Genomic DNA, 24,428 nt, shown 5'->3' with positions numbered 1-24,428 from the left:
AGTTAACATTTTAGCGCTTGTATGCGTATTTTCAGTAGTGAGACCTTTATGTGTATCTTGTTTATCGCTAATAAAATGCGACGGGACTTCCCACTTATCATCGCGGCAAATCGCGATGAGTTTTACGCTCGACCTACTGCCCCCTCTGAATTTTGGAATTCACATCCCACGGTGCTCGCTGGTCGAGATTTGGAAGCAGGAGGAACATGGATGGGCGTTACGCGTAACGGGATGATTTCTGCATTAACGAATGTACGAGAGCCGCACAACCTCAAGCAAAATGCGATATCTAGAGGAGAGCTCGTTGCTAACTGGCTTTCATTGAACGCAAGTACATCAAAAAATAAAGTGGAAAACGATAGCCAGCATTACCTTAGCCGGATACGTGAAAACAGGCACCACTACAACGGCTACAATTTGCTGTTTGGAAATATTAATAAATTGCGTGTTTACAATAATGTGAACGACACCACGCACACTATTGAAAAAGGCGTGTATGGGCTTTCAAATGCAGATATCGCCACCCCCTGGCCAAAAGTAACTCAAGGTGTAACAGCGCTTAACCACTACGTAAACAATGCAAAACTTATTGACCATGAATCATTGTTCGAATTGTTAGCGCAAGATAACAAAGCTGAAGACGACGCATTGCCCGATACCGGTATTGGTTACGAATGGGAAAAAGCACTATCGTCGATTTTTATTCACACGCCTAACTACGGTACGCGCACATCCACTTTACTGTTAGTCGATTTGAACAATAAAATAACCTGGTTGGAGAGACGCTTCGACGAACACGGCAAAGCACAAGAAACACGCGCTTTCACATTGTAAGTTATCAAGGCTTACTCCTTTGTACACTCAGATAGTCAATCAATTAGCGCGTGATATAACCGATAATTGAAGCGAACAAGTCAATACACTTTAATGGCCCACAGTTGAAATAAATTGTTCGTTTACAGCTTTACACTTAGCTAAATTGAAATATTTTCAACCAATAGGGGTCGTTTTTTCTACCATCGGTGGCATAATGCCTGCCTGCTATTATTTGCATACCAACGTGAGGACATATCGTGTTTGAAGTATTACCCCATCTCGCCCCAGATCCAATTCTTGGCCTGTCAGCTGCTTATCGCGAAGATACCAACCCAAATAAAATCGATTTAGGTGTTGGCGTATATAAAGATGAGCAAGGTAATACCCCTATTCTTTCAAGTGTTGCGAAAGCACAGAAGGTGCTTCTAGACACAGAGAAAAGCAAAACCTACATTACGCCACAAGGCAACCAAGGTTTTATCGACGGCATGTTGTCTTTGTTGTTAGGTAAAGGTAGCCCTGTTTTATTATCTGATCGTGTAGCAGCGGTTCAAGCGCCAGGTGGTTGTGGCGCACTGCGTATTTTGTCTGAGCTACTTGCGCGCTGTAATGAAAACGCAAAGGTATGGGTAAGCGACCCGACTTGGGCTAATCACATCCCGCTTATCGGTTCGGCCGGTCTTCAGATTGAGACCTATCCGTACTTCGACAAAGCGTCGGCCAGCATTCGCTTTGATGCCATGATGGACACCCTTCGCAATGTTGAAAAAGGCGACATCGTGTTGCTTCACGGTTGTTGTCACAACCCAACGGGTGCTGATTTGACTAATGCGCAGTGGGATGAAGTATTGGCAGTTGCTAAAGAACGTGAGTTCCTGCCATTTATTGACGTTGCTTATCTAGGCTTTGGTGAAGGTTTGGACGAAGATGCCTATGGCATGCGTTTATTGGTAGAAAACCTGCCAGAAGTTATTGTGGCAGCATCATGCTCTAAAAACTTTGGTCTTTACCGTGAACGAGTTGGCCTAGCGGCAATTATCACTGCCGATACCGCAACCCGTAAAATCGCGCAAGGACAAATTCAGTCAATTGCCCGCGGCATTTACTCGATGCCACCTAGCTACGGCGGCGCACTCGTTGACATTATCCTATCAGATGAAACGCTTAATAATGAGTGGGTTTCAGAAGTAAATGAAATGCGCGACCGTATGAAGTCTCTACGCGCAATGCTTGTGCAAAACCTTCATGATAACGGCTCGCCAAAGGACTTCAGTTTTGTGAATGATCAAAAGGGTATGTTCTCATTCTTGTGTATTACCCCTGAACAAGTTCGCGAAGTTCGTGAAAAACACAGTGTTTATTTTGTTGACTCAAGCCGCGTAAACATTGCAGGTATTAACCAAGAAAACGTTGAAACCTTAGCAAAGGCACTTGTTTCAGTACTATAACGCTTCCGGTTTATGCTAAAAGCCATCACCTTTGACGCGTGATGGCTTTTTAATTGGACCACCAAGGCCAATGTGCTTACCTGTCTATTTCTTAATTTCTTTTGCTTCAACTTGTCATAAAGCCGTTTGGTTAACTACGCTTATTAGATTCGTAAAAATCTTATATACGTAAGCCTATGCGCAAACTTACTGCTTTGCCCGTCCAAGCACTCTTGTGCTGCGCTTTCACTTCATTTTGTTATGCTGATGTGTCTATCACCACCACGCTGGTATCAGACTATTTATTTAATGGTTTGTCCCAAACTAACGACGAAGCCACGTTGCAAGGCTCTTTAGATTGGTGGAATGACTCGGGTTGGTATGCGGGAAGTTTTGCATCGGGTGTTGATTATGGTCAAGGTACCGATTACGAAGTTGATTTTTATGCCGGTCATACAGGAAACCTAAATGAAAGCTTGGTGTACGATGTAGGCGTTGCCCGCTATTTATACTTAGGTGGTGATGAGAGCAGTGAATTTAACTATACCGAGTTCTATGCTGCTCTCAATTATAATGAAACTCGCGTTCAAGTTTGGTACACCGATGACTATTTTGGTGTGGGTGCTCGGCATTACATTGTCGCGCTTTCTCAAGGCTATCAAATCAACGATAGTGTGTATTTAACGTTTCAGATAGATCGCTCCACAAGCTTGGATCCCGACATATACAGTTGGGACACTAATGATGACGACTATATTCACTTAAAGGCCGAAGCGGCTTTTGAGTTATTCGGTTTGGCCTGTAGTTTAGGCTTAGAAAAAACCGACTTAGATTATGATGACGATGTCAAACTACTCGCTACAGTTGGATATACGTTTACGTTCTAAATCAACACCACATTCACATCTATACGTTAGTACGGGGTAGCCCATGTTTTTTGAAGGGAAAAGTTTATCGCTAAAATTGCTTCTTGTTGTCGGCGCACTCTTTGTCATTATGTCTACCTGCTACATTGCCGTGAGTATTTATTCACTCAATAAAACCGAATCGGTGATTGTTAATGAAGTCAGTGACGAAGTCTCTGCTCAAATTGAAGATACCGTTCGGTCAAGAGCAAATACTATTGCCGCACAAATAGGAAATCTGTTTGAAAAGTCATTTTCGGTTCCAAAGGGAATTGCTACACAAATAAAAAGTAATATTGAAGGCGATATTCAAGCACCACTTACACGTGAACAGGTAGAATCGATGGTGGGAAATGCGCTTGCAGCGGCCGATGTATCGTCGCTATATGCACAGTTTGAAGACAATCAATTTGATGGTCGCGACAGTCAATTTACCAGTGGTTATTCTCATTCGGTGGATGGACGAGGCACATTTGAGGTGTACTTTGTGAAAGAAGACAGTGGTGCCATTTCACAGGAGCCTATTGAGGATGCCGAAGAAAAACATGACACTACGCTAGACGAATATGGCTTCAGAGCAGCGGAATGGTACCTCTGTTCTGCAGATTCGTTAAAACCCTGCGCCTCTAACCCTTATAACTATGAAATACGACCCGGCTATAGCGAATTGATGACAAGTTTAGCCGTGCCTGTTGTGGCACAAGGAAGGTTTAGAGGCGTGGTGGGCGCAGATCTAAACCTACCGATACTTCAGCAGCTTGCCAGTAACCTTAAGGCATCGTTATATGGTGGCAACGCTAAAGTATACATCGTTAGCCATAAAGGCTTTTTAGCGGCGGCAACGGACCATGAAGATAGTTTAGCTAAACCGTTTAGTAGTGTTTTTGATAAAAGCAAAGCGTTATTAGATACATCGGGGAAAGATGTCACTACGACCATAGGCAATTTTTTGTATGTCGTACAACCGATTATTATAGAAAGCGCCGGTGTTAGTTGGGAGTTAGTGGTAGGTATTAACGTTGATACTGCCATGCAGCCCGTGACGAATGTATCAGAGATGATTTCAGATGAAATCACCAGCATTTTATCAAACACCTTTATCATAGCCGTTGTACTTACCATTGCTGCACTTGTGCTGATTCAGCTTTTTACACGAAGCATTATTCGTCCTGTGGAAATGGTGTCGGACCGCATGACAGAACTTGCCGGTCAAGGTGGAGATTTAACGCAGTCTATTAACGTCCACTCTCACGCCGAGCTTATCAACTTAAGCAATGGATTTAATCAGTTCAGAGAGACCGTTAGAGAGTTATTAGACGCTGCTAAACAAGCAGGCATACAAGTTATTGACCAAAGCGAAATCAGTAAAGAGAATGCCCAAAAAGCACACCAGCAAATTTCTATTCAACAAGCTGAAGTTGAAACTATTGTAACGGCGATTACAGAGATGTCCTCTACCGCACAAGAAGTCGCCAATACAGCGTCTTCTGCCGCTGATAATACAAACGCAGCAACGCAGTCAGTGAAAGATACAGAAGCAGAAGTATCAATTGCGTCACAGCAAGCTTCACAATTATCCAGTGAAATTAGCGGAGCGTCTGATGCGGTAAAAGCGGTATCTCAACGAAGTGAAAACATTAGAAAGATACTTGATGTTATTGGCTCAATTGCAGAACAAACAAACTTGTTAGCGCTTAATGCGGCCATTGAAGCAGCACGCGCTGGTGATCACGGGCGAGGCTTTAGTGTCGTTGCCGATGAAGTACGCGCCCTCGCGTCAAAAACTGCAGAATCGGTAGGTGAGATTTCTCAAGTTATTACCGCCCTTCAAAACGAAGTGTCACATACCGTAAACATTATTGAGCGAGGTACGCATAAAGCCGAGGATGCCGCTTCTCGTGCTAATGCAGCATTTGAAAAAATGAAAGAAACCGTGAAGCAAATTGAAGAAATTAATCATCGAATAATCCAAATTGCAGCAGCGGCTGAAGAGCAAAGCCAAGTATCGGAAGAATTGAATAAAAATATGGTTGTGATCGGTGACTCTACTAAAGAAATTGCATCGCTCTCGCAAATGTCAGAGGCTAGCGCCGAAAATATCTACGAGTCGTCACATAAATTAATAGAGCAACTGAATAAGTTGAAGACAAGCTAACGCATAAAGCCACGTGAGTATTACTAAGAGGCTTCACTTCAGCGTGAAGCCTCTTAGTAAAACAATTTAATAGGAATCTGGATTAAATACGCCGTTGTAACGACGCTTATCATCTCGCTTCCAAAACTCTATGGCAGGGACTTGGTTTTCCCACACATCAGTTGCATTCCACGTATATTCATTCTTGAAGCGCAAGTGGAAGAACTCTAAGTCGTATTGGCTTTCGTTTCTGCACTCTTGAAAGAAAAGATTGGATTTTTTAGAAATGATAAATTCAGCTTGGCTTAAAAACTGAATTTGTCTGCGCGTGATGATTTTGCATATTGGTTCATCAACATCAACAGGATATAAAGACGACACAATCGCTTTTTCTATTTGCCCTGATTCTTGTTGGATAACATACAAGCCAGAGCCTAGCGGAAAACGGCCGACCATCTTTAAAAACGCATTTACATGCTCTGCGCGGTACTGTTTGTCAACTCGCCCCTGATCTAAAATATCGTACGCGCGATAAATTTGCTGATAATCAAAATCTTCTTTTGTCGACAACAAAAACGACGCGTAAGTCATAGGGATACGAAGTAAATCACCTAATTCGTGACGCTCTGCTTTCAGCGACTCCAGCATTTTGAGCATAAAAGCAAGTTGCCTACGTTCATGGGTAACGAACGTGTCTTTATGTTCTTTACTGGTATATTTAATAGTTGGGATACCCACACCTAACTTAAGGTAATCCGCCGTTTTCTTCTCAATGATAGCCAATAGCTTAGTGCGTTCACTTTGACTGAGCTTACGATAGCGATCATCACCTAATACCTGGTTAGCTTCTGGGCTATGCATGCCTATTGATTGCAGTAATGCTGCTTTTGCGATGGGCTTTAATACGTTTTCGCGATAGGCCATTTTGATGTCGGCAGGCATTGGCTTAAATGTATGATTACTTGCATCATCACTTATCCCTTTATCTACCATCAAACTAAAATGCTCACCTTGTGGAAATAGCTTGTTGAGTTCTTCTTTTAAAAACGGCGTTTCAAATTTGGATTTAAGGCGCAACTCTTCAAACAACGCAATGGTTAACGCCGTAATATAAATCGGCTTGTAACGTTCATTTCTGATATGGCGTACTTTTTCTTTCGGCGACGGCGTTGAAAGTGCAATTGTACCTAAAAATTGGCTAAATGTTCTTTCACCATTAAGTAGGTTGAGCATGTAATCAGTAAGGTGGTCAAGGTGTTCATAGCGCTTGTTACTCTGCACGCGTAGTTTGTCTTCTAACGCGCGCAGTTCATTATCGCTGTTTGTTTGCTGTGCAACCAAGCGCGCCATATAACGCTGCGCCGAAGGTTGACCTTTTATCGACGGGTACTTCCCTTTTTCCTTGCGATAGTTTTCTATATACTCAATTTGATCTTGGTAAGTATTTACCTTGTGCTTGAGTACGGTGAGTCGCCGATAGTCCTGAGGATACTCTTCAAAAAAGACTTCTGCATCCCTCACGAGCTCGCGATAACTTTGTCGATACTCTGATATTTTGCGTGAAATATCACTCACCATAGTGGGAATTTGAGACAGTTTGTCCTCCGCCCACGACGGTTTGTTATTTTTCGATTTGCTATCAATCAGCATCTATATTCACACTTATGATTCAGTGATCGTTTACGTCACTCGTTATTATTATTGCCAGTCTACGGCGTATAGTTTCACGGTTAGCGCATTACGTGAACCGCCCAAAATAGACTAAAGTCCTACATATTTCAGAATAAACACAATATCGGAACTATTCAATAGGTTAGGTGAATACACTACTTTTCGCTAGTGATATGCGATAAGCCTATTACTTACACACCTGGTTCGCTACTTAGTTTGTGCTCTTAAACCTTGCGTGAGTAACCTATCTAATGCATTAGCGAAGTTTTGTTTATCGCGCTGAGAAAAGGCTTTAGGCCCCCCTGTGTGTTCACCACTTGATCGCATAGTATCCATAAAATCTCGCATGGTCAGCGCTGCGCGTATCGAAGACTTATCGTATTCATCACCACGTGTATTAAGCGCCATTGCGCTTTTTGAGAGGACGTCTGCTGCCAGTGGAATATCGGAGGTAATCACTAAATCTCCAGCTTGACATTTTTCTACAATGAAATCGTCAGCTGCATCAAAGCCTGAGGGCACCAACGTTAAAGTAATATGCTTATCTGGTGGGACAGACATAGCGTGATTAGCCACCAAAGACAAAGGCAGACCGGTACGTCGGGCTGCCTTAAATAGGATCTCTTTGATAACTGCAGGGCACGCGTCAGCGTCTACCCATATATGCATAGTAGTATCTCTTTAGCGAACAATTACGCTAGCATACCACCATCAACAACCACTGTCGTGCCTGTGGTGTAGCTAGATGCATCGCTTACTAAATATAATACAGTGCCCGCCATTTCATCGGGGTCAGCAACACGGCCAAGCGGAATGACTTTAAGTGCATGCTTTAGGATCTGTTCATTAGTAGTTAGCGCAGAAGCAAACTTAGTGTCAGTTAAACCTGGCAGCAATGCGTTAACGCGAATGTTTAGTTTACCGCATTCCTTAGCAAATGATTTTGTCATGCTAATAACAGCTGCTTTCGTAATCGAGTAGATGCCCTGCATGTCGCCAGGGGTTACACCATTTACAGACGCCGTATTAAGAATGACACCACCGCCCTGCTCTTTCATCATTTTGCCGGCTTCAATTGACATAAAGAAGTAACCACGAATATTTACATCAACGGTCTTATTATACGCGCCAAGGTCGGTATCAAGGATGTGACCAAAAAAGGGATTTGCTGCGGCATTATTCACAAGAATATCGAGCTTGCCGAAATCACGTTTAATTGTATCGAATGTGTCTGTAATTTGCTCCATTTCACCTACATGGCAAGCAAGAGCTGTAGCTTTACCACCCGCATCACGAATAGATGACGCTACAGCCTCGCAACCGTCTATTTTACGACTGGAAACGATCACGTGTGCACCATATTGTGCTAATAAGCGCGCAATTGATTCGCCGATCCCACGGCTTGCCCCAGTCACCAACGCCACTTTTCCTGTTAAATCGAAGAGATCTTTCATTATAGAGTCCTTGTAATCTTTATATTTAGGGTAGTTAGTTTCACCAACATTGTCGCACGTACGTTAGGCGAGCATGCCGCCATCTAATACTACCGATTGACCTGTCATAAACGATGATTCATCGCTGCAAAGCCAGGCGATGGCGTTAGCGATTTCCTCTGGCTTTCCTAACCGTTTCATTGGGTTAGCGCCGACTAAACCTTTTTGTCCACGCTCGTCGAGTTTGGCAAGAACGCCTTGAACCATAGGCGTATCGACAAAACTTGGACAAACAGCATTAACGCGAATATTGGCGCGTGCGTATTCGACTGCGGCAGATTTAGTTAAGCCGATAACGCCGTGTTTTGATGCGCTGTACGCGCTAATCATAGGCGCAGATCGTAAACCTGCTACAGAGGCAATATTTATAATGTGTCCACCACCCTTTGCCGTCATATGGTTAAGCGCATTTTTCATGCAATACCATACACCTGCTAAGTTAACCTGTATGTTTTTCATAAACATAGCATCATCAACTTCGGTTAACGGCGCGGGGAAATGGTCGATACCCGCGTTATTGATGATAACGTCGAGTTTTTCAGCCTGTGAAAGCGCTACGTTAAACATTGCTTTCACTTGCTCAGGGTCAGTAACATCGACCGCGACCGAGTACGCATTGCCACCTGATGCTTTAATCGACGACACCAACGATATTGCGTTGTCTTCATTGAGATCGGCAACACCCACTAAGGCGCCTCTTGCGGCAAGCACTTTTGCAGATGCTGCGCCAATTCCTGAGCCACCACCTGTAATAAGAATATGCTTGCCTTCAACGTTTGCTGCAACGTTCATATAGTTTGCTCCGCTTCTGGTGCTTGTTTGGCGTAATCCACCACACAAACCTTATTTATTAGTTATTGTTGTCTTTTAAGTTGTGACCGCAGTGCGTTTTAACCGCACCGCGACTTTAGCTGTACCCACCTTTCGCTTACCCGCCTAGTCTAAAAGTAACTGGCTTTTACTTTGTTACAGGTCGCGTCACTTGACGACAATACTTCGATATCACGAGACACCAGCGGTAGTTCCCAATTCACAAAATATTCCGCCGCGGCGAGTTTTCCTTCATAAAAATCGACATCTTGTTCACCGGCGCCTTTAACAAGAGACTGTTCTGCAACATTTGCTTGGCGAAGCCAAATCCAGCTCACGACACAAGCCGAAAATACGTTTAGGAAACAGCTTGCATTGGTGAGCAGTACCGACTGTTTGTCTGAGCGCAAATCACCCGCGGCTTGTTGGATTAATGCACCCAGTTTATCTAGATAAGGTTTTAACTTTGCAGATAGCGCTTGTGCTCGAGGTGTTTCAGCGCGTTTCATGTCTGACGTTACCCGAGATAACAATACTTGTAATCCTTTCCCCTCGTGCTGCCATAGCTTTCTGCCCAGTAAATCGAGCGCCTGTATGCCATTGGTACCTTCGTGAATTGGATTTAAACGATTGTCACGCCAACATTGTTCCACTGGGTATTCACGGGTATACCCTGCTCCACCGAGGATCTGAATCGCCAAATCATTTGCCTTCGGCCCAAATTCTGACGGCCACGCTTTAAATACCGGGGTAAGTAAATCAAGTAATTGCGATAGCTCCGTGCGCTTGTCTGAATCAGTCTCTGTTTCAAGCTCATCAATAAGCATGCTGCCATAAAGGCATAATGACATACCGCCTTCACAATAGGCTTTTTGCGCAAGTAACATGCGACGTACATCACCATGATTAATAATTGGCGTAGGATCATCCTCTGGCGCTAGATTCGGAGCTGCTCGACCTTGTGTTCTATCTTTTGCATATTCCAATGAATAGCGATAACCGCGATAGCCTATCATTGCCGCACCATAGCCCACACCTATCCGCGCTTCATTCATCATCATGAACATATAGCGTAGGCCTTGATGGGGCTCACCAATAAGATAACCGTGACAATCTCCATTCTCGCCAAAGGTTAGAGCCGTTGACGTTGTGCCTCGATAGCCCATCTTGTGAATAAGACCCGCTAGGGTTACATCGTTGCGCGTCTGTGGATTGCCGTCGCTGTCTAATCTAAATTTCGGTACAGCAAACAACGAAATGCCCTTAACGCCAGCCGGGCCACCAGGTATTTTGGCTAGCACCAGATGCACGATGTTATCTGACAACTCATGCTCACCACCTGATATATAAATTTTGCTACCTTTAATACGGTACGTACCATCGTCTTGGGGTTTAGCAGAAGTACGAATGTCGGCTAGCGACGACCCTGCATGAGGCTCTGTTAATGCCATAGTACCGGTAAATTCACCAGCTAACATTTTTGCAAGAAATGCTTCTTTTATGTCACTTGATGCGAAGTGCTTAATAACGTTAGCCGCAGCAGCGGTTAAAAATGGATAAGCCGTTGTAGAAGGGTTTGCAGCAAGAAAATATCCCGCACAGGCATTCATCACGGTCACTGGCAATTGCATACCACCGTCTTCGAAATCGAAATGGCCAGCGATGAAACCGGATTCTCGATACGTATCAAACGCTATTTTAACGTCATCAATCATGGAAACCTTATGACCATCAAACGTAGGCTCGTCTTTATCGGCCACTGCGTTATGTGGCAAAAATAACTCTTCTGCCATTTTCTCAGCCATATCGATAACGGCATTGAAGGTTTCTACGTTGTGTTCTTCGAAACGTGATTTATCGCAAAGCGAAGCCGTATTGAGTACTTCGTACAATTGAAACTGCATTTCACGACGGGGAATAAGTTGATCTGCCATGGTGTCCTCCACGAAAACTTGTTAACACATTGTGTCACATTCGTTACCATGCCATTATTGTCATTAATGACACAATTATGGTGATTAACGCCAACTATCACTACACCTTATTATTTGAAATAAAATAAATTATTTTTATGAATAAAACACCCCACACTGTCACCGTCTTAGGATTTAACCATGCACTAGCCTCTGCCATTACTGGCGCACTAGATGTGTTCGCTTTTGCTGGAGTTAGTTGGCAGCGTATACATCAGTTACCTACTACACCGAAATTTCACGTGCAATTGGCCAGTGCCCATGGTCAACCGTTCCAATGTTCCAATCAAATTACGTTAAATCCCAACATTGCTATAGAAGATGTGTCTCAAACGGATATTTTGCTTATACCCACAATTGGAGGCGACATAGACACTGCATTGCGCGATATTCAACCGCAGCTTGTGCACATTAAGCGCTTACAAAAAATGGGAGCAGATATTGCGGCTAATTGCACAGGCACATTTATACTAGCGGAAACGGGATTATTGCAGGGGAAGGTAGCCACTACTCACTGGGGCTATGCTGATAAGTTCAAACAACACTATCCAGACGTACTATTGCGGCCCGACAAAATGGTGACTGAACACGACAATATTTATTGCGCTGGTGGTGGGATGGCGTGGATTGATTTATCTATTTTGCTTATTGAACGATATTGTGGACATCAAGTTGCAACCGATACGGCCAAATCTCATGTGCTTGATGTTTCGAGGACGAGTCAAACTATTTATGCCAGTAGCCGCCAACGTCACTTTCATTCAGATAAGGATATCAGTGCGGTTCAGTCGTTCTTAGAAGGTCATTTACACGTTAAGTTATCGCTTGAAGAAGTTGCCCACAAACATAATATGACCGAGCGCACCCTACTTCGCCGTTTCAAAAATGCATGTGATACAACGCCATGGCAATATCTTCAAAGCTTGCGCATTGAACATGCGCGAAAACTCTTAGAAACCACCAATATGCAACTTGAAAAAATAGTTAATGCCGTTGGATATGAAGATATGAGTTCATTTACTCGGCTTTTCAAAAAAATCACTGGCTTATCACCGTCACAATACCGAGCAAAATTCAAACGCTTGTGATAGATATCTTGCACTAAAAACGCTCAAAGTGGTTCAATTGGTCAGTTTATGGGCAACCTCTAGCCCGCAAAAAATAAAGCGTTCAAACGATCGACGCACATTTTGCACAAAAATGGGGTTTTTATAGGAAAGTTTGTGTAAAATGCAGCGCCAAGCATGAAGTAATATTTTTTATGCCTAAAACACTACAAAAGTATAATGTTACAAAACATCTTGGTGGAAACATGAGAACACATAAAATCGCCACGCTAGCACTGGCTGTTAGTGCTGCGTTCAGCTCATCAGTTCTTGCACAAGAGGCCGAAACGACACAAAAAAAAGAAGCCTCACTTGAACAAATTACCGTAACTGCACAAAAGCGTACGCAATCAATTCAAGAAGTACCTATTTCTGTTGCAACACTTAGCGGTGAAAAATTCGAAAGCCTTTTCTCAGGCGGTGAAGACATTCTTGCCCTAGCCGTTCGTGTACCGGGCCTATACGCTGAGTCATCAAACGGTCGTGTCGCACCACGTTTCTATATCCGTGGTCTAGGCAACACTGACTTTGACCTAGCGGCATCTCAGCCGGTTTCTATTATCATGGACGAAGTGGTAATGGAAAACGTGGTACTAAAAAGCTTCCCACTTTTTGACGTTCAGCAAGTAGAAGTACTTCGCGGTCCTCAGGGTACGCTTTTCGGTCGTAACACAACAGCAGGTATCATTAAGTTTGATACCGTTAAGCCTACTCAAGATGTAGAAGGTTACGGAAAAGTTGGTTTCGGTTCATTCGGCACAATGAACATTGAAGGCGCAATCAGCGGCGGTTTAACAGACAACTTGTCAGCGCGTCTTTCTGTACTTTCACAAGAGCGCGATGATTACATCGACAACGCTTTCACAGGTGAAAACGATGCAATTGGTGGCTACGATGAAAAAGCCTACCGTCTTCAACTACTTTGGGAACCTTCAGCGGACTTCTCAGCCCTTCTAAATGTTCACGGACGTGATCTAGAGGGTACAGCATCTATTTTCCGTGCTAACGTTTTCGATAAAGGTAGCAACGATCTTAACGCTAACTACGATCGTGAAACCGTATATTACGATGGCGACCTAACGGGTGACGGCATCGACAACAACCCGCAAGAGTACGACGGTTTTGGTACATCACTAAAACTTGAATACGACATGGACACTGTGACGTTCACGTCAATCTCTGCGCTTGAAACCGCAGAAGGCTCTAGCCTTGGTGATATCGATGGCGGTTTCAACCGTGCTGATGGTACATCTGGCCCAGGCTTTATTCCTTTCTCAGCGGTAACACAAGATCGTCTTAACGACCTTGAGCAATATACTCAAGAATTCCGTCTTGCAAGCAACACCCGTGATGCAATGAACTGGCAAGTGGGCGCGTTCTACTATGACGCATCATTCAACGTAACCAGTATCGATGGCTTCTTCGGCGCAACTACTGTATTCCACGATAACCAAACGTGGGCCGTGTTTGGTCAAAGCTCATACCAAGTAAATGACAAGCTAAACGTAACTGGTGGTATCCGCTATACACACGACTCTAAGAGTCTTGTAGTTGGCGATCAGAACGTAAACGGCTTTGCGTTGGTTATTGGTGCTGCAAGTGTTCAAGACTACGACGATATCGACGTTGACGACGGACAAACTAGCTTCGAACTTAGCGCAAACTACCGTGTAACAGACGATATGTCAGTGTTTGCACGCTATGCAAATGGCTTCCGAGCTCAAACGATCCAAGGTCGTGACGTTGCATTTGAAGGTGCTCCTTCTGTGGCTGACGCTGAGACAATCAACTCGTTTGAAGTGGGTATTAAGTCTGATTTACTTGATGACACTTTACGCTTAAACGCTGCTGCATTCTTCTACACTGTAGACGATATGCAATTCTCAGCAATTGGTGGCGGCAATAACTTCACTGCGTTAGTAAATGCTGATAAAGGCGAAGCGTATGGTTTCGAAGTTGACGCTCAGTGGCTAGCAACTGATGAATTAACATTCACAGCAGGTTACAGCTACAACCACACAGAAATCAAAGATGATTCATTGACAGTATCACCTTGTGGAACTAACGCTGGTTCAGGTTTTACAGGTAACTGTACTGTAACTGATCCGCGTCCAGATGGTTTTGTTGCATCAATTGATGGCAACCCTTTCCCACAAGCGCCTGAGTCAATCTTTAACTTCACCGCGCGTTATGCAATTCCTATGGGTGATGATGGCGAGTTCTTCGTATTCACCGACTGGGCATTCCAGGGCGAAACTAACATCTTCCTATATGAAGCTGTTGAGTTTACTACCGATGATAACTTCGAAGGTGGTTTACGCATTGGTTATGAAAACTTTGCACACAACTACACTGTTGCTCTATTCGGTCGTAACATTACAGACGAAGACAACGTTAAAGGTGCTATCGACTTTAACAACCTAACCGGCATCGTTAACGAGCCTCGTGTTTGGGGTGTAGAGTTCAAATACACTTACTTCTAAAAAGTAATCACAATTCAATGTAGCTGTCGGCTACATTGGCTTGCATAGAAAGCGGTGGTGTTTTTAAACACTACCGCTTTTTTTATGCGGCTAATTGAATATGCTCTGCATGTTTTTGCACAAGTTGCTGAAGCTTTCGGCATACCTTTACCCAGCGGCTTACTTTTTGGTAATACACTTGCTCGATAAGCGCACCTTTCTCGTCAAACAAAAAGCTCGCTAATTTGCCCTTGTTGCCCGGCATATAAAAATGGTGAACGGTAAAATTGCGCGAAAGTGGCGCACTCACTACTTTTTGGTACATACAAAAAGGTAGCGTATTGGCGCGTTCGTCACCGCCTGTAAGTCGCGCTCGTCTTTGAAACGTGTCGTAGCCTAGGTCAGCCATAATACCGTGCTTGGATATAAGCTGATCTACCGCTTTCATTCCTGTTTGCATAATGCCTGCTCCAAAATCAATTAGACTCAAAATAAACCATACTGATATTTATACAGTATATGACCATTTGTACAAATTGCAAACAAAAAAAAGCCGCTCAATAGAGCGGCTTTTAAATTACGGCACCGTAGTGTTAATTAGCTTGGGCTGTTTACCTGAGTATCATTCGCTAGTTGCGTATGTTTTCTGCCTTTAAACACATTTTTGATGTCATTTAAAATGAGATAAAGCGCAGGTACAAGTAGTAGTGTAATGATAGTGGCAAACAGAATACCGAACGCCAATGAAATCGCCATCGGTATTACTATCTGTGCTTGTAAGCTTCGTTCAAATACGATTGGCATCAACCCCATAAAGGTTGTTAATGACGTTAAAATAATTGCTCTAAAACGCTGAGTACCAGCACTGATTGCCGCATCCATTAACGAAAGCCCTTCTTTTCTGGCTCTGTTAACGAAATCAACCATGATCAAACTGTCGTTTACAACAACACCTGACAACGCGATGATACCGCAAATCGACAATACACTGACCGCCATTCCCAGCACTAAGTGACCAATAATTGCGCCCACAATACCAAATGGGATCACCGACATAATAATGAAAGGTTGGCTGTATGATTTAAGCGGAATAGCGAGCAATGTGTAGATGGCAAATAGTGCAAACAACAAGCCCTGCATCAAACTAAACATCGCATCGGCTTGCTCTTTGGAGTTTCCTTGTAGCTGAAATTCTACACGCGGGTAACGGTCTAGCAAATCTGGCATCACATTTTCGATGACATCATTAGTGATTTCTGAGGGATCCATCAATGCTTTATCTACTACACCGGTTACCGTCACAGAGCGCTTTCCATCAACACGAATGATTGAGTCAAAACCCTGACCTACTGTAAAGGTAGCAACCTGTTCAAACGGTATCTCTTGACCACCTGGCGCACGGATACGCATATTTTCTAAATGTTCAATTGAGCTACGTTCATTTTTTGGATAACGCACCATCACTTTAATTTCTTCGTCATCACGCTGAATACGCTGAACTTCAGCCCCGTAGAAACCAAAGCGCACTTGTTGTCCTAACTGCTGCAACGTTATACCCAACGCATCGGCCTGAGGTTTAAGCGCCAATTGAATCTCTTCACTGCCCCCAGAAAAAGTATCGTTTATATCCGTGACGCCTTCATAAGCATTTAGCTTGTCTTTCAATTCATCACTAATTGCCCGCAGCGCTTTGATATCGCTTGAGCTAAATTCAAAACTCAAGTCTGCACCACCACCAGGGCCACCCGGCGAACTGATATTAAGTACTTTTACGCCAGGAATTTCAGGTAACTCTTCACGCCACATCTCTTGAATTTCAAAGTCAGTAAGTGTGCGGGTTTCTCCCTTCGTTAATTCGGCAAAAATTTCACCACCTAAGTTGCCATTATCGTAAGCAACGGCGTGTTTAATAACATTTTCACCCGTATCTTTAGCAACTTTATCGTCCATTCGATGCATCGCCGCTCTAAGCGTATTCAATACGTCGTCTCGTTGCTCCAAAGATGAACCAGGTTCAAGCTCAAAGCTCGCTATCATAAAGTCACTAGGGATACTTGGGAAAAATACAAAGCGCACTATACCGCCGCCAAACATGCCAACAGTAAGAATTAGCATTGCCATGAACACCGACACTGTGGTGTAGCGATTACGAACGGCTTTCGCTAAAAATGGGGCATATTTGTTATGTATAAAGGTTTTGATCCCTTCACTAAAAAAGTCTCTGAAGCGCTGAAATGCATTAGCTTTTTCGGGATCATAAGGCTTAAGTTTCATGTGCACTAAGTGAGCCGGCAAAATAAGCTTAGACTCAATAAGCGAGAAAATAAGGCATACAATAACCACCATGCCAATGGTTTTCCAAATGATACCAAATGGGCCAGATACCATTAACATGGGCGAGAAAGCAGCAATGGTAGTCAGTACGCCGAAGGTAGCCGGCATTGCAACCTTTTTAACACCAGCAATAACGTTATCAGTGCTATGCCCTTTTTTGTCTATTTCAGAATAGGCTGACTCTCCCATAATGATGGCGTCATCAACCACAATCCCTAATACAAGGATAAATGCAAACAGGCTCAGCATATTGATAGAAACGCCAACCATATCCAATGGCATTACTAGCAAAGTGCCTAAGAAACAAACCGGTAGACCTACAATTACCCAAAACGCCAGTTTAATTTTCAAAAATAATGACAATACGAGGAATACCAATAGCGCACCAAAGAACATGTTTTCAAGCATCATGTTTAAGCGGTCTGCCAGATAAAATGAGCTATCGCCCCACGTGTCTGCGGTAATGTGTGCAGGGAATTCTGCTTTTTTAGTATCGACGTAATTGTTAACCTGCTCAGATATCTCCAATGCGTTTTGGTCACCAACTGCTCTTACTCGAAGGCTAACAGCAGGCTTATCGTCAAACATTGCGTATTGGTTGTTCTCGATAAAACCGTCATTGATGTAGGCAACGTCGCCTAACGTAACGCGAGTACCATTGGCATTGGTCACCAACACTATTTGAGAGAAATCCCAACCGGTGTACGCCTGCCCTTTGGTTCTAAGTAATATATCGCCATTCTCGGTGCGAATCGATCCACCAGGTAAGTCGATACTAGTTTGACTTAAACGAGCTACCACATCAGCAAACGTTAAGTTGTACTTCTGTAAATCAACCTCAGAGAGCTCGACAGAGATTTCATAGTCGCGGGCACCTACAACTTGTACACTCGAGATGCCGGGTAAATTAGCGATATCATCTCGCAAATCTTTTGCAAATTCTTTTAATTCACGCTCAGACGCATCACCGTAAACCGACAACCAAATTACGTCCTGTTGAATTTTCTGGCGATAAATAACCGGCTTTTCCGTGTCAGCGGGAAAACGAGGAATAGCGTCTACTTGTACTTTCACTTCATCAAGAAGCGACTGCACATCGTAGTCCTCTTCCACTTGAATACTCACCGTTCCCATGCCTTCTACCGCAGTGGAATTGAGCTGTTTAATACCTTCTAAGTCCTTAACCGCTTCCTCTATTTTTAATAGAACACCCTCTTCTACCTCTTGAGGAGCAGCACCAAGGTAAGGCACACGTACATTGATAACGTTAATTTCGAAGTTTGGAAAAACCTGTTTTTGAATATTTGCCGCGCCAAACAAACCGCCAACAATTAAAAGCCACATCAGCAAGTTTGCCGCCACATTGTTGCGTGCAAACCATGCGATTAGGCCGCTTTGCGTATCGATGCGACTCATTATTGGCCTCCGCCAGCGGTTGTGGTTTCAATAGCGGTATCATCACTTCCCTTGTCAGATTCAGCTTCGTCTGACAAGACTGGCTCATCACCTGGCAAACGTACTTTCATACCGTTATAAGGGTTTGGAACCGCTGAGGTTACCACTAAAGTACCTTCTGCAATGCCATCGCGAATGAACACTTCTTTTGCCGTAGTTCGCGCTACATCAACGTGTTTAATTTCAATTTCTCTATTGTCATTAACCGTCAGAATTGTGTTGTCTAAACGCAAAATACTGCGAGGTAACACCATAAGGTTTTCGTTTTGGCGCGAGGTTATCTCTGCTTCAACAAATTGACCGAATCGCAATGGCGCTTTATGTGACGCGTTTACATTGTAAGGGTCTTGCACCTCAACAATGGCATAAACAACACGACTTCCTGTATCAAGCACGCCTTCTGAACGCACTAATTTGCCCTGCCACGATTGTTTAGTACCACCTACAGATGCAGTGAGAGACACGGGCGCTCCGTCGCTTGACTGACCCGCAATGTTTACAAACATTAAATCACTGTCGGTAATAGGCAATCTGACTTCAGCGGTATCAGTTGAATACACTGTGCCAATTGGTGAGCCCGTTGCGACAAACTGGCCTAAATCGATACTGCGCTCAACCACAATGCCATTATAAGGTGCAGTAATTTTTGTTCTTTGCAAATTGCGCTTCGCGCGTTCAAGTTTAGCTTCAGCAGCCTTCACATTGGCTTGTTCTTTGGCCAATTGTGGTTTACGTAAGCCAAGCTCAGGCGGTGCAACACTATTGACCGAGCGCCACTCTTGCTCTGCAACTTTCCCTCGTGCGATTTCTTCTTGAAGCGCAGCTTGGGCCTGCGCAAGTTCAGCTTCTGCTAGCTTTAAATCTGTTTTGTAATCGTCTTGCTCTAATGTGGCTAACACGTCGCCCTTCTTAAAGGTGCCGCCAGCAATAAAGTTGTCAGAAAGGCTAATCACTTGCCCACTAACTTGCGCGCTTAATGAAGTCTTATTACGCGGTACAACATTGCCCTGCGATTTCACGATAAAGTTTACGGGTTCAGAAGTAGTGGTCTTTGCATCGACAAGAAATGCAGGCACCTCGACCGGCACTTGCTCGGGCGGTTTGCGAGAACTAATCATGATGGCTGCAGCAATAAATGCCACAATGATAATGCCAAGTGGAATGCCACTTTTCATTAAAACAGAGTTTTTCATTTACTATCCCTAGGAACACTTGCATGGAAAATCAGCATCTTAGGACGCTGATTGAAAGGCTAAAGAGTCGCTACACCACGCCAAGTAAAATTAAATTATTATTGTGTCGTTAATAGTTTACTGATTTTACGAGCCATATGCTCAATTAAGTTTGTTAAATTTTGTGTATTGATTGTGACGTAAACTTCGCTATTGAGTGAGTATTTTTCATACACATTGTTAATAGGTTGTATACCTTGCTCAATTGGCTGTGGCTAATATAAAAAAATGCCAAAAGATTACAATCGAAGATTGATAAATACGCATTTTTCGCTGATTATTTAACCACTCATAGTTTATGAGTTAACCGAAAACTGTTTCACTTAACGTTTTGTAGCGTTGCAGTTTCGGAATTTGAAATTTCGCTACGTTGAAGGGAAAACACATTATGAGTCTTAAGAAACAATATCTTAAATCTAAACCTCTGTGCAAAGTGACGTTTCGACTTGACGCCGAAGCCGCACGGGATGCCAAAGAGGCAGAACTTTGTGGAGACTTTACAGATTGGAAAGCACAGCCGCTTACCATGAAGAAGTTAAAAAGTGGCGATTTTACACTTACTGTCAACCTCGAGACAGATCACGAGTATCAGTTCCGCTATTTGCTTGACGGTGAAAAGTGGGAAAACGATTGGGACGCCGATGCCTACATTCCCTCCCCAGTGAGTGTGGAAGATAACTCGGTTGTTCGCGTTTAACTGACTTTTAAATAATAAATCCATTCCCTACAAAAAAGGCTGCCATCTTGATGAAGGCAGCCTTTCGTCTTTTTAGGTTTTTATGTCACTGCTTTTGGTTTTACAGTGAACCTTCCAGTTCAGGCAGAACGTCAAACAAGTCACCCACCAAACCATAATCAGCAACTTGGAAGATTGGGGCTTCTTCGTCTTTGTTAATAGCTACAATGACTTTAGAGTCTTTCATACCCGCAAGATGCTGAATAGCACCTGAGATACCTACTGCGATATAAAGCTGAGGCGCAACAATTTTACCTGTTTGACCTACTTGCATATCGTTAGGTACGAAACCAGCGTCAACCGCTGCACGCGATGCACCAATAGCAGCGCCTAACTTGTCAGCGATACCTTCAAGTAGTTTAAAGTTGTCGCCGTTTTGCATACCGCGGCCACCAGAAATTACCACTTCTGCTGCAGTTAGTTCAGGACGCTCTGATTCTGTAAGCTCTGCTGATACAAAATCAGACTTTTCACTGCCCTTAACCACATCAATGGCAGTCACTTCTGCACTTCCACCTGTAGCAGCGGCGTCAAATGACGCTGCGCGAACGGTGATAACTTTCTTCGCATCAGACGATTGAACTGTTGCAATAGCATTACCTGCGTAGATAGGGCGAACAAACGTGTCTTCGCTTTCTACACCAATAATGTCAGAAATTTGTGCAACATCTAATAACGCCGCTACGCGAGGCATGAAGTTTTTACCTGTTGTTGTTGCCGCTGCAACAACATGGCTGTAATCGCTAGCAAGCTCTACCACTAGGTCAGCAGTATTTTCAGCTAACTGGTGCTTATAAGCAGCGTTATCTGCAACGATAACTTTTGCTACGCCTTCGATTTGCGCCGCGGCTTCAGCAACTGCTTGGCAACCTTCACCAGCAACAAGTACATGGATGTCGCCACCCATTTTTTGTGCTGCGTTTACAAGCTTGTGCGTTTCCGTTTTTAAGCTTGCATTATCGTGTTCTGCATATACGAGTACGCTCATGAGATCACCTTTGCTTCATTCTTTAACTTGTCTACTAGCTCAGCAACGTCTGCTACTTTAATACCACCCTCACGCTGTGGTGGAGGCGTTACTTTTAGTACTTTAACATTTGACTCAAGTGCTACGCCAAAATCAGCAGCCGCTTTAACGTCAAGCGGCTTGCGCTTCGCCTTCATAATATTAGGAAGAGACGCATAACGCGGCTCGTTTAAGCGAAGGTCTGTGGTCACAACAGCAGGTAGTGACAATGCCACAGTCTGAAGGCCGCCGTCGATTTCACGCGTTACATTAACTTTTTCGCCATCGACAACCACTTCTGAGGCGAAAGTACCTTGCGGCATGCCAGTAAGTGCCGCAAGCATTTGACCCGTTTGGTTATTATCAGAGTCGATACTTTGCTTACCTAGAATTACAAGCTGAGGTTGCTCTTCTTCAACAACTTTTGCTAAAAGCTTTGCCACTTGAAGAGAATCAAGGTTTTGGTCGGTATCGATTTGGATACCACGATCAGCACCTAGGGCAAGTGCTGTACGAATTTGTTCTTGGCAGCTTTTATCACCAATTGAAACAACAACGATTTCAGTGGCTACGCCTTTCTCTTTTAATCGAACGGCTTCTTCAACCGCAATTTCACAAAAAGGGTTAATGGCCATTTTCGCGTTAGTAAGGTCTACGCCAGATTCGTCTGCCTTCACTCTTACCTTCACGTTGTAGTCGATCGCGCGTTTGACCGGTACGAGTATTTTCATATTTACCTCAATTGTTGAGTTCGTCGGTGTCTATTACGTTTTACTAATAATTAACTATTAAAAATTAAAAACGTATTACATCACCACGCGTTTTGAAACTTTAACAATGTACTCTACGTTAAAAAAGAAACCGTGGAACGTACGTTTTATATAGGCTAGCTTTAAAACGCCATTAACACCACGTTCGCGAACATATATAATGTGTCGCCAGTTAACGTTAACGTAAACTGCTCTGCAATGTACTTACTGTTGACGTAAACGTCAACCTGCATTACCTTTCAGAGCGACATTTAATTTACATGTTTTTGACACATCGCATTATTTGTTTCATCAATAGTGCACTATAAAAATACGAACATAAGGAGCCTCCCGTGGAACGAGAATCGATGGAGTTTGACGTAGTCATCGTCGGTGCCGGCCCAGCTGGATTATCAACTGCTTGCAAACTTATGCAGCTTGCCAATGAAAAAGACCAAGAACTCATGGTTTGTGTGGTCGAAAAAGGCTCCGAAGTAGGTGCACATATTCTATCAGGTGCTGTATTTGAGCCCCGTGCGCTTAACGAACTGTTTCCTGATTGGAAAGAGAAAGGCGCGCCTCTTAATACCCCTGTTACTGAAGACCACATCTATTTACTTAAAGATGAAACCAGTGCGAAAAAGCTACCAAACGGTATCACCCCAAAAACTATGCACAACGACGGCAACTATATTGTGTCTATGGGTAATGTTACGCGCTGGTTAGCTGAGCAAGCTGAGCAACTTGGCGTAGAAGTATTTCCGGGCTTTGCCGCCTCTGAAGTTATCTACAACGACGATGGTAGCGTTGGTGGCGTGATTACTGGCGACATGGGTGTAGGTGAAAATGGCGAGCCTAAAGACGGGTACATGCCGGGTATGGAGCTTCGCGCGAAATACACCGTGTTTGCAGAAGGTTGTCGAGGACACCTTGGTAAAGAGCTGATTTCACACTTCGAGCTTGATAAAGAAAGCTCACCTCAGCATTATGCTATTGGTTTTAAAGAGATTTGGGATATCGACCCAGCTAAACATCAACCAGGACTCGTTGTTCACAGTGCAGGCTGGCCGCTTGATGATGCAACGGGTGGTAGCTACTTATATCACGCAGAAGATAACCAAGTATTTGTTGGCTTAATCGTCGATTTGAATTATGACAATCCTTATTTGAGCCCATTTGACGAATTCCAACGCCTTAAACATCACCCAGTATTTAAGCAATATCTAGAGGGCGGAAAGCGCGTCTCTTATGGTGCTAGAGCTATCGCAAAAGGCGGGTTTAACTCGTTGCCTAAAATGACATTTCCAGGCGGATTACTTGTCGGTTGCGACGCGGGCACACTAAATTTTGCCAAAATTAAAGGCAATCACACTGCCATGAAATCGGGTATGTTGGCAGCGGAAAGTATTTTTGAAGCAATTAGCGAAAATGCAGAGACGCCAGTTAAAGAATTAACCAGCTTTACAGAGAAATTTAAATCGTCTTGGTTATACGATGAATTATTCCGTTCACGTAATTTTGGTCCTGCCATTCACAAATTAGGTAATTTCTGGGGTGGCGCCTTTAATACACTTGAGCAAAACTTCTTTAACGGTAATTTGTTTTTTACCATGAAAGATGAGCACAAGGATTACGCGCAACTCAAAGAAGCTAAAGATGCCAAAGATATCGCGTACCCTAAGCCAGACGGTGTGCTAAGTTTTGACAAGCTATCTTCTGTATTTCTGTCGAATACTAACCACGAAGAAGACCAGCCGTGTCACCTTCAACTAAAAGATCCAAGTATTCCACTTCAAGTGAACTTGCCCAAATATGCTGAGCCTGCGCAGCGCTACTGCCCTGCCGGCGTGTATGAAGTCATCGAAGAAGAAGGCGAAAAGCGTTTCCAAATTAATGCCCAGAACTGTGTTCACTGCAAAACCTGCGATATTAAAGATCCAAGTCAAAATATTCGCTGGGTTGTGCCAGAGGGCGCCGGCGGTCCAAATTACCCAAATATGTAATTCGATAGCCACTAGAGCGTGTTATTTTTAAAAGCGAGCATTGCTCGCTTTTTTTTTGTGCTAAATTTATTTACTATCCAACATAATTAATAAGTTAAACGTAATTAAGGTTAATT

18 protein-coding genes are annotated in these 24,428 nt (G+C 43.6%); 8 read left to right on the top strand and 10 right to left on the bottom strand.

Annotated features, from left to right (window positions below; genetic code table 11):
- The first annotated feature begins 48 nt into the window (after window positions 1-48).
- From JN178_RS09140 to JN178_RS09125, 4 genes are all read left to right on the top strand, one after another.
- Window positions 49-834 carry an NRDE family protein gene (locus JN178_RS09140; protein WP_202266012.1) on the top strand — a complete coding sequence of 262 codons (786 nt, stop codon included), beginning with the start codon at window positions 49-51 and terminating at the stop codon, window positions 832-834.
- Between the two features lie 239 nt (window positions 835-1,073).
- Window positions 1,074-2,264, top strand: a complete 1,191-nt coding sequence (locus tag JN178_RS09135) for an amino acid aminotransferase (RefSeq protein WP_202265461.1) — start codon at window positions 1,074-1,076, stop codon at window positions 2,262-2,264.
- Window positions 2,265-2,440: 176 nt separating this feature from the next.
- Window positions 2,441-3,130 carry a TorF family putative porin gene (locus JN178_RS09130; RefSeq protein WP_202265459.1) on the top strand — a complete coding sequence of 230 codons (690 nt, stop codon included), beginning with the start codon at window positions 2,441-2,443 and terminating at the stop codon, window positions 3,128-3,130.
- A 43-nt stretch (window positions 3,131-3,173) separates the two neighbouring features.
- Complete coding sequence (locus tag JN178_RS09125) at window positions 3,174-5,303, top strand: methyl-accepting chemotaxis protein (RefSeq protein WP_202265457.1); 2,130 nt, start codon at window positions 3,174-3,176, stop codon at window positions 5,301-5,303.
- Window positions 5,304-5,369: 66 nt separating this feature from the next.
- Here JN178_RS09125 and JN178_RS09120 read toward each other — a convergent pair whose 3' ends face one another.
- The 5 genes from JN178_RS09120 to JN178_RS09100 all read right to left on the bottom strand — a co-directional run bounded on the left by JN178_RS09120 (window position 5,370) and on the right by JN178_RS09100 (window position 11,190).
- The gene (locus JN178_RS09120) at window positions 5,370-6,932 is read right to left on the bottom strand and encodes a hypothetical protein (protein ID WP_202265455.1); all 1,563 of its coding nucleotides are present in this window, start codon (window positions 6,930-6,932) and stop codon (window positions 5,370-5,372) included.
- A 228-nt stretch (window positions 6,933-7,160) separates the two neighbouring features.
- Complete coding sequence (locus JN178_RS09115; RefSeq protein ID WP_202265453.1) at window positions 7,161-7,622, bottom strand: YaiI/YqxD family protein; 462 nt, start codon at window positions 7,620-7,622, stop codon at window positions 7,161-7,163.
- 23 nt (window positions 7,623-7,645) lie between these two features.
- Complete coding sequence (locus JN178_RS09110; protein ID WP_202265451.1) at window positions 7,646-8,407, bottom strand: SDR family oxidoreductase; 762 nt, start codon at window positions 8,405-8,407, stop codon at window positions 7,646-7,648.
- A 63-nt stretch (window positions 8,408-8,470) separates the two neighbouring features.
- Window positions 8,471-9,238 carry an SDR family NAD(P)-dependent oxidoreductase gene (locus tag JN178_RS09105; protein WP_202265449.1) on the bottom strand — a complete coding sequence of 256 codons (768 nt, stop codon included), beginning with the start codon at window positions 9,236-9,238 and terminating at the stop codon, window positions 8,471-8,473.
- 149 nt (window positions 9,239-9,387) lie between these two features.
- Window positions 9,388-11,190, bottom strand: coding sequence for an acyl-CoA dehydrogenase (locus JN178_RS09100; protein WP_202265447.1), 1,803 nt, complete (start codon window positions 11,188-11,190; stop codon window positions 9,388-9,390).
- 137 nt (window positions 11,191-11,327) lie between these two features.
- Between JN178_RS09100 and JN178_RS09095 the strand changes: the two genes are divergently transcribed.
- On the top strand, window positions 11,328-12,317 hold the full coding sequence (locus tag JN178_RS09095) for a GlxA family transcriptional regulator (protein WP_202265445.1): 990 nt from the start codon (window positions 11,328-11,330) through the stop codon (window positions 12,315-12,317).
- Window positions 12,318-12,541: 224 nt separating this feature from the next.
- On the top strand, window positions 12,542-14,818 hold the full coding sequence (locus JN178_RS09090; protein ID WP_202265443.1) for a TonB-dependent receptor: 2,277 nt from the start codon (window positions 12,542-12,544) through the stop codon (window positions 14,816-14,818).
- Between the two features lie 82 nt (window positions 14,819-14,900).
- Here the strand turns inward: JN178_RS09090 and JN178_RS09085 are convergent, their stop codons facing one another.
- From JN178_RS09085 to JN178_RS09075, 3 genes are all read right to left on the bottom strand, one after another.
- Window positions 14,901-15,257, bottom strand: coding sequence for a hypothetical protein (locus tag JN178_RS09085; RefSeq protein WP_202265441.1), 357 nt, complete (start codon window positions 15,255-15,257; stop codon window positions 14,901-14,903).
- A 137-nt stretch (window positions 15,258-15,394) separates the two neighbouring features.
- Window positions 15,395-18,547, bottom strand: a complete 3,153-nt coding sequence (locus tag JN178_RS09080) for an efflux RND transporter permease subunit (protein ID WP_202265439.1) — start codon at window positions 18,545-18,547, stop codon at window positions 15,395-15,397.
- Complete coding sequence (locus JN178_RS09075; RefSeq protein ID WP_202265437.1) at window positions 18,547-19,779, bottom strand: efflux RND transporter periplasmic adaptor subunit; 1,233 nt, start codon at window positions 19,777-19,779, stop codon at window positions 18,547-18,549. The genes JN178_RS09080 and JN178_RS09075 overlap by 1 nt, the downstream gene beginning before the upstream one ends.
- 427 nt (window positions 19,780-20,206) lie before the next feature.
- On the opposite strand from JN178_RS09075, the gene JN178_RS09070 reads away from it, so the two are divergent.
- A complete protein-coding gene (locus tag JN178_RS09070; protein WP_159624863.1) occupies window positions 20,207-20,515 on the top strand; it encodes an isoamylase early set domain-containing protein in 309 nt (102 codons plus the stop codon).
- Between the two features lie 100 nt (window positions 20,516-20,615).
- On the opposite strand, the gene JN178_RS09065 is transcribed toward JN178_RS09070, so the two are convergent.
- Both JN178_RS09065 and JN178_RS09060 read right to left on the bottom strand, forming a co-directional pair.
- Window positions 20,616-21,542: an electron transfer flavoprotein subunit alpha/FixB family protein gene (locus tag JN178_RS09065; protein WP_202265435.1), complete on the bottom strand. Its 927-nt coding sequence runs from the start codon at window positions 21,540-21,542 to the stop codon at window positions 20,616-20,618.
- Window positions 21,539-22,291: an electron transfer flavoprotein subunit beta/FixA family protein gene (locus tag JN178_RS09060; RefSeq protein WP_039216447.1), complete on the bottom strand. Its 753-nt coding sequence runs from the start codon at window positions 22,289-22,291 to the stop codon at window positions 21,539-21,541. Before JN178_RS09060 ends, JN178_RS09065 begins: the two co-directional genes overlap by 4 nt.
- Before the next feature lie 371 nt (window positions 22,292-22,662).
- Here JN178_RS09060 and JN178_RS09055 point away from each other — a divergent pair, with 371 nt between their 5' ends.
- The gene (locus JN178_RS09055) at window positions 22,663-24,312 is read left to right on the top strand and encodes an electron transfer flavoprotein-ubiquinone oxidoreductase (protein ID WP_202265433.1); all 1,650 of its coding nucleotides are present in this window, start codon (window positions 22,663-22,665) and stop codon (window positions 24,310-24,312) included.
- Window positions 24,313-24,428: the final 116 nt, after the last annotated feature.

The organism is Alteromonas sp. KC3, from assembly GCF_016756315.1.
Lineage (GTDB): Bacteria > Pseudomonadota > Gammaproteobacteria > Enterobacterales > Alteromonadaceae > Alteromonas.
The sequence above is the reverse complement of the archived record's forward strand: the minus strand, read 5'-3'. Positions and strand labels throughout refer to the sequence as shown.

Bases quoted from the DNA above. Each gene is read 5' to 3' on its own strand.
- JN178_RS09140 (WP_202266012.1), top strand. From the start codon at position 49: ATGTGTATCTTGTTTATCGCTAATAAAATGCGACGGGACTTCCCACTT.
- JN178_RS09130 (WP_202265459.1), top strand. From the start codon at position 2,441: ATGCGCAAACTTACTGCTTTGCCCGTCCAAGCACTCTTGTGCTGCGCT.
- JN178_RS09125 (WP_202265457.1), top strand. From the start codon at position 3,174: ATGTTTTTTGAAGGGAAAAGTTTATCGCTAAAATTGCTTCTTGTTGTC.
- JN178_RS09120 (WP_202265455.1), bottom strand. From the start codon at position 6,932: ATGCTGATTGATAGCAAATCGAAAAATAACAAACCGTCGTGGGCGGAG.
- JN178_RS09115 (WP_202265453.1), bottom strand. From the start codon at position 7,622: ATGCATATATGGGTAGACGCTGACGCGTGCCCTGCAGTTATCAAAGAG.
- JN178_RS09110 (WP_202265451.1), bottom strand. From the start codon at position 8,407: ATGAAAGATCTCTTCGATTTAACAGGAAAAGTGGCGTTGGTGACTGGG.
- JN178_RS09105 (WP_202265449.1), bottom strand. From the start codon at position 9,238: ATGAACGTTGCAGCAAACGTTGAAGGCAAGCATATTCTTATTACAGGT.
- JN178_RS09100 (WP_202265447.1), bottom strand. From the start codon at position 11,190: ATGGCAGATCAACTTATTCCCCGTCGTGAAATGCAGTTTCAATTGTAC.
- JN178_RS09095 (WP_202265445.1), top strand. From the start codon at position 11,328: ATGAATAAAACACCCCACACTGTCACCGTCTTAGGATTTAACCATGCA.
- JN178_RS09090 (WP_202265443.1), top strand. From the start codon at position 12,542: ATGAGAACACATAAAATCGCCACGCTAGCACTGGCTGTTAGTGCTGCG.
- JN178_RS09085 (WP_202265441.1), bottom strand. From the start codon at position 15,257: ATGCAAACAGGAATGAAAGCGGTAGATCAGCTTATATCCAAGCACGGT.
- JN178_RS09080 (WP_202265439.1), bottom strand. From the start codon at position 18,547: ATGAGTCGCATCGATACGCAAAGCGGCCTAATCGCATGGTTTGCACGC.
- JN178_RS09075 (WP_202265437.1), bottom strand. From the start codon at position 19,779: ATGAAAAACTCTGTTTTAATGAAAAGTGGCATTCCACTTGGCATTATC.
- JN178_RS09070 (WP_159624863.1), top strand. From the start codon at position 20,207: ATGAGTCTTAAGAAACAATATCTTAAATCTAAACCTCTGTGCAAAGTG.
- JN178_RS09065 (WP_202265435.1), bottom strand. From the start codon at position 21,542: ATGAGCGTACTCGTATATGCAGAACACGATAATGCAAGCTTAAAAACG.
- JN178_RS09060 (WP_039216447.1), bottom strand. From the start codon at position 22,291: ATGAAAATACTCGTACCGGTCAAACGCGCGATCGACTACAACGTGAAG.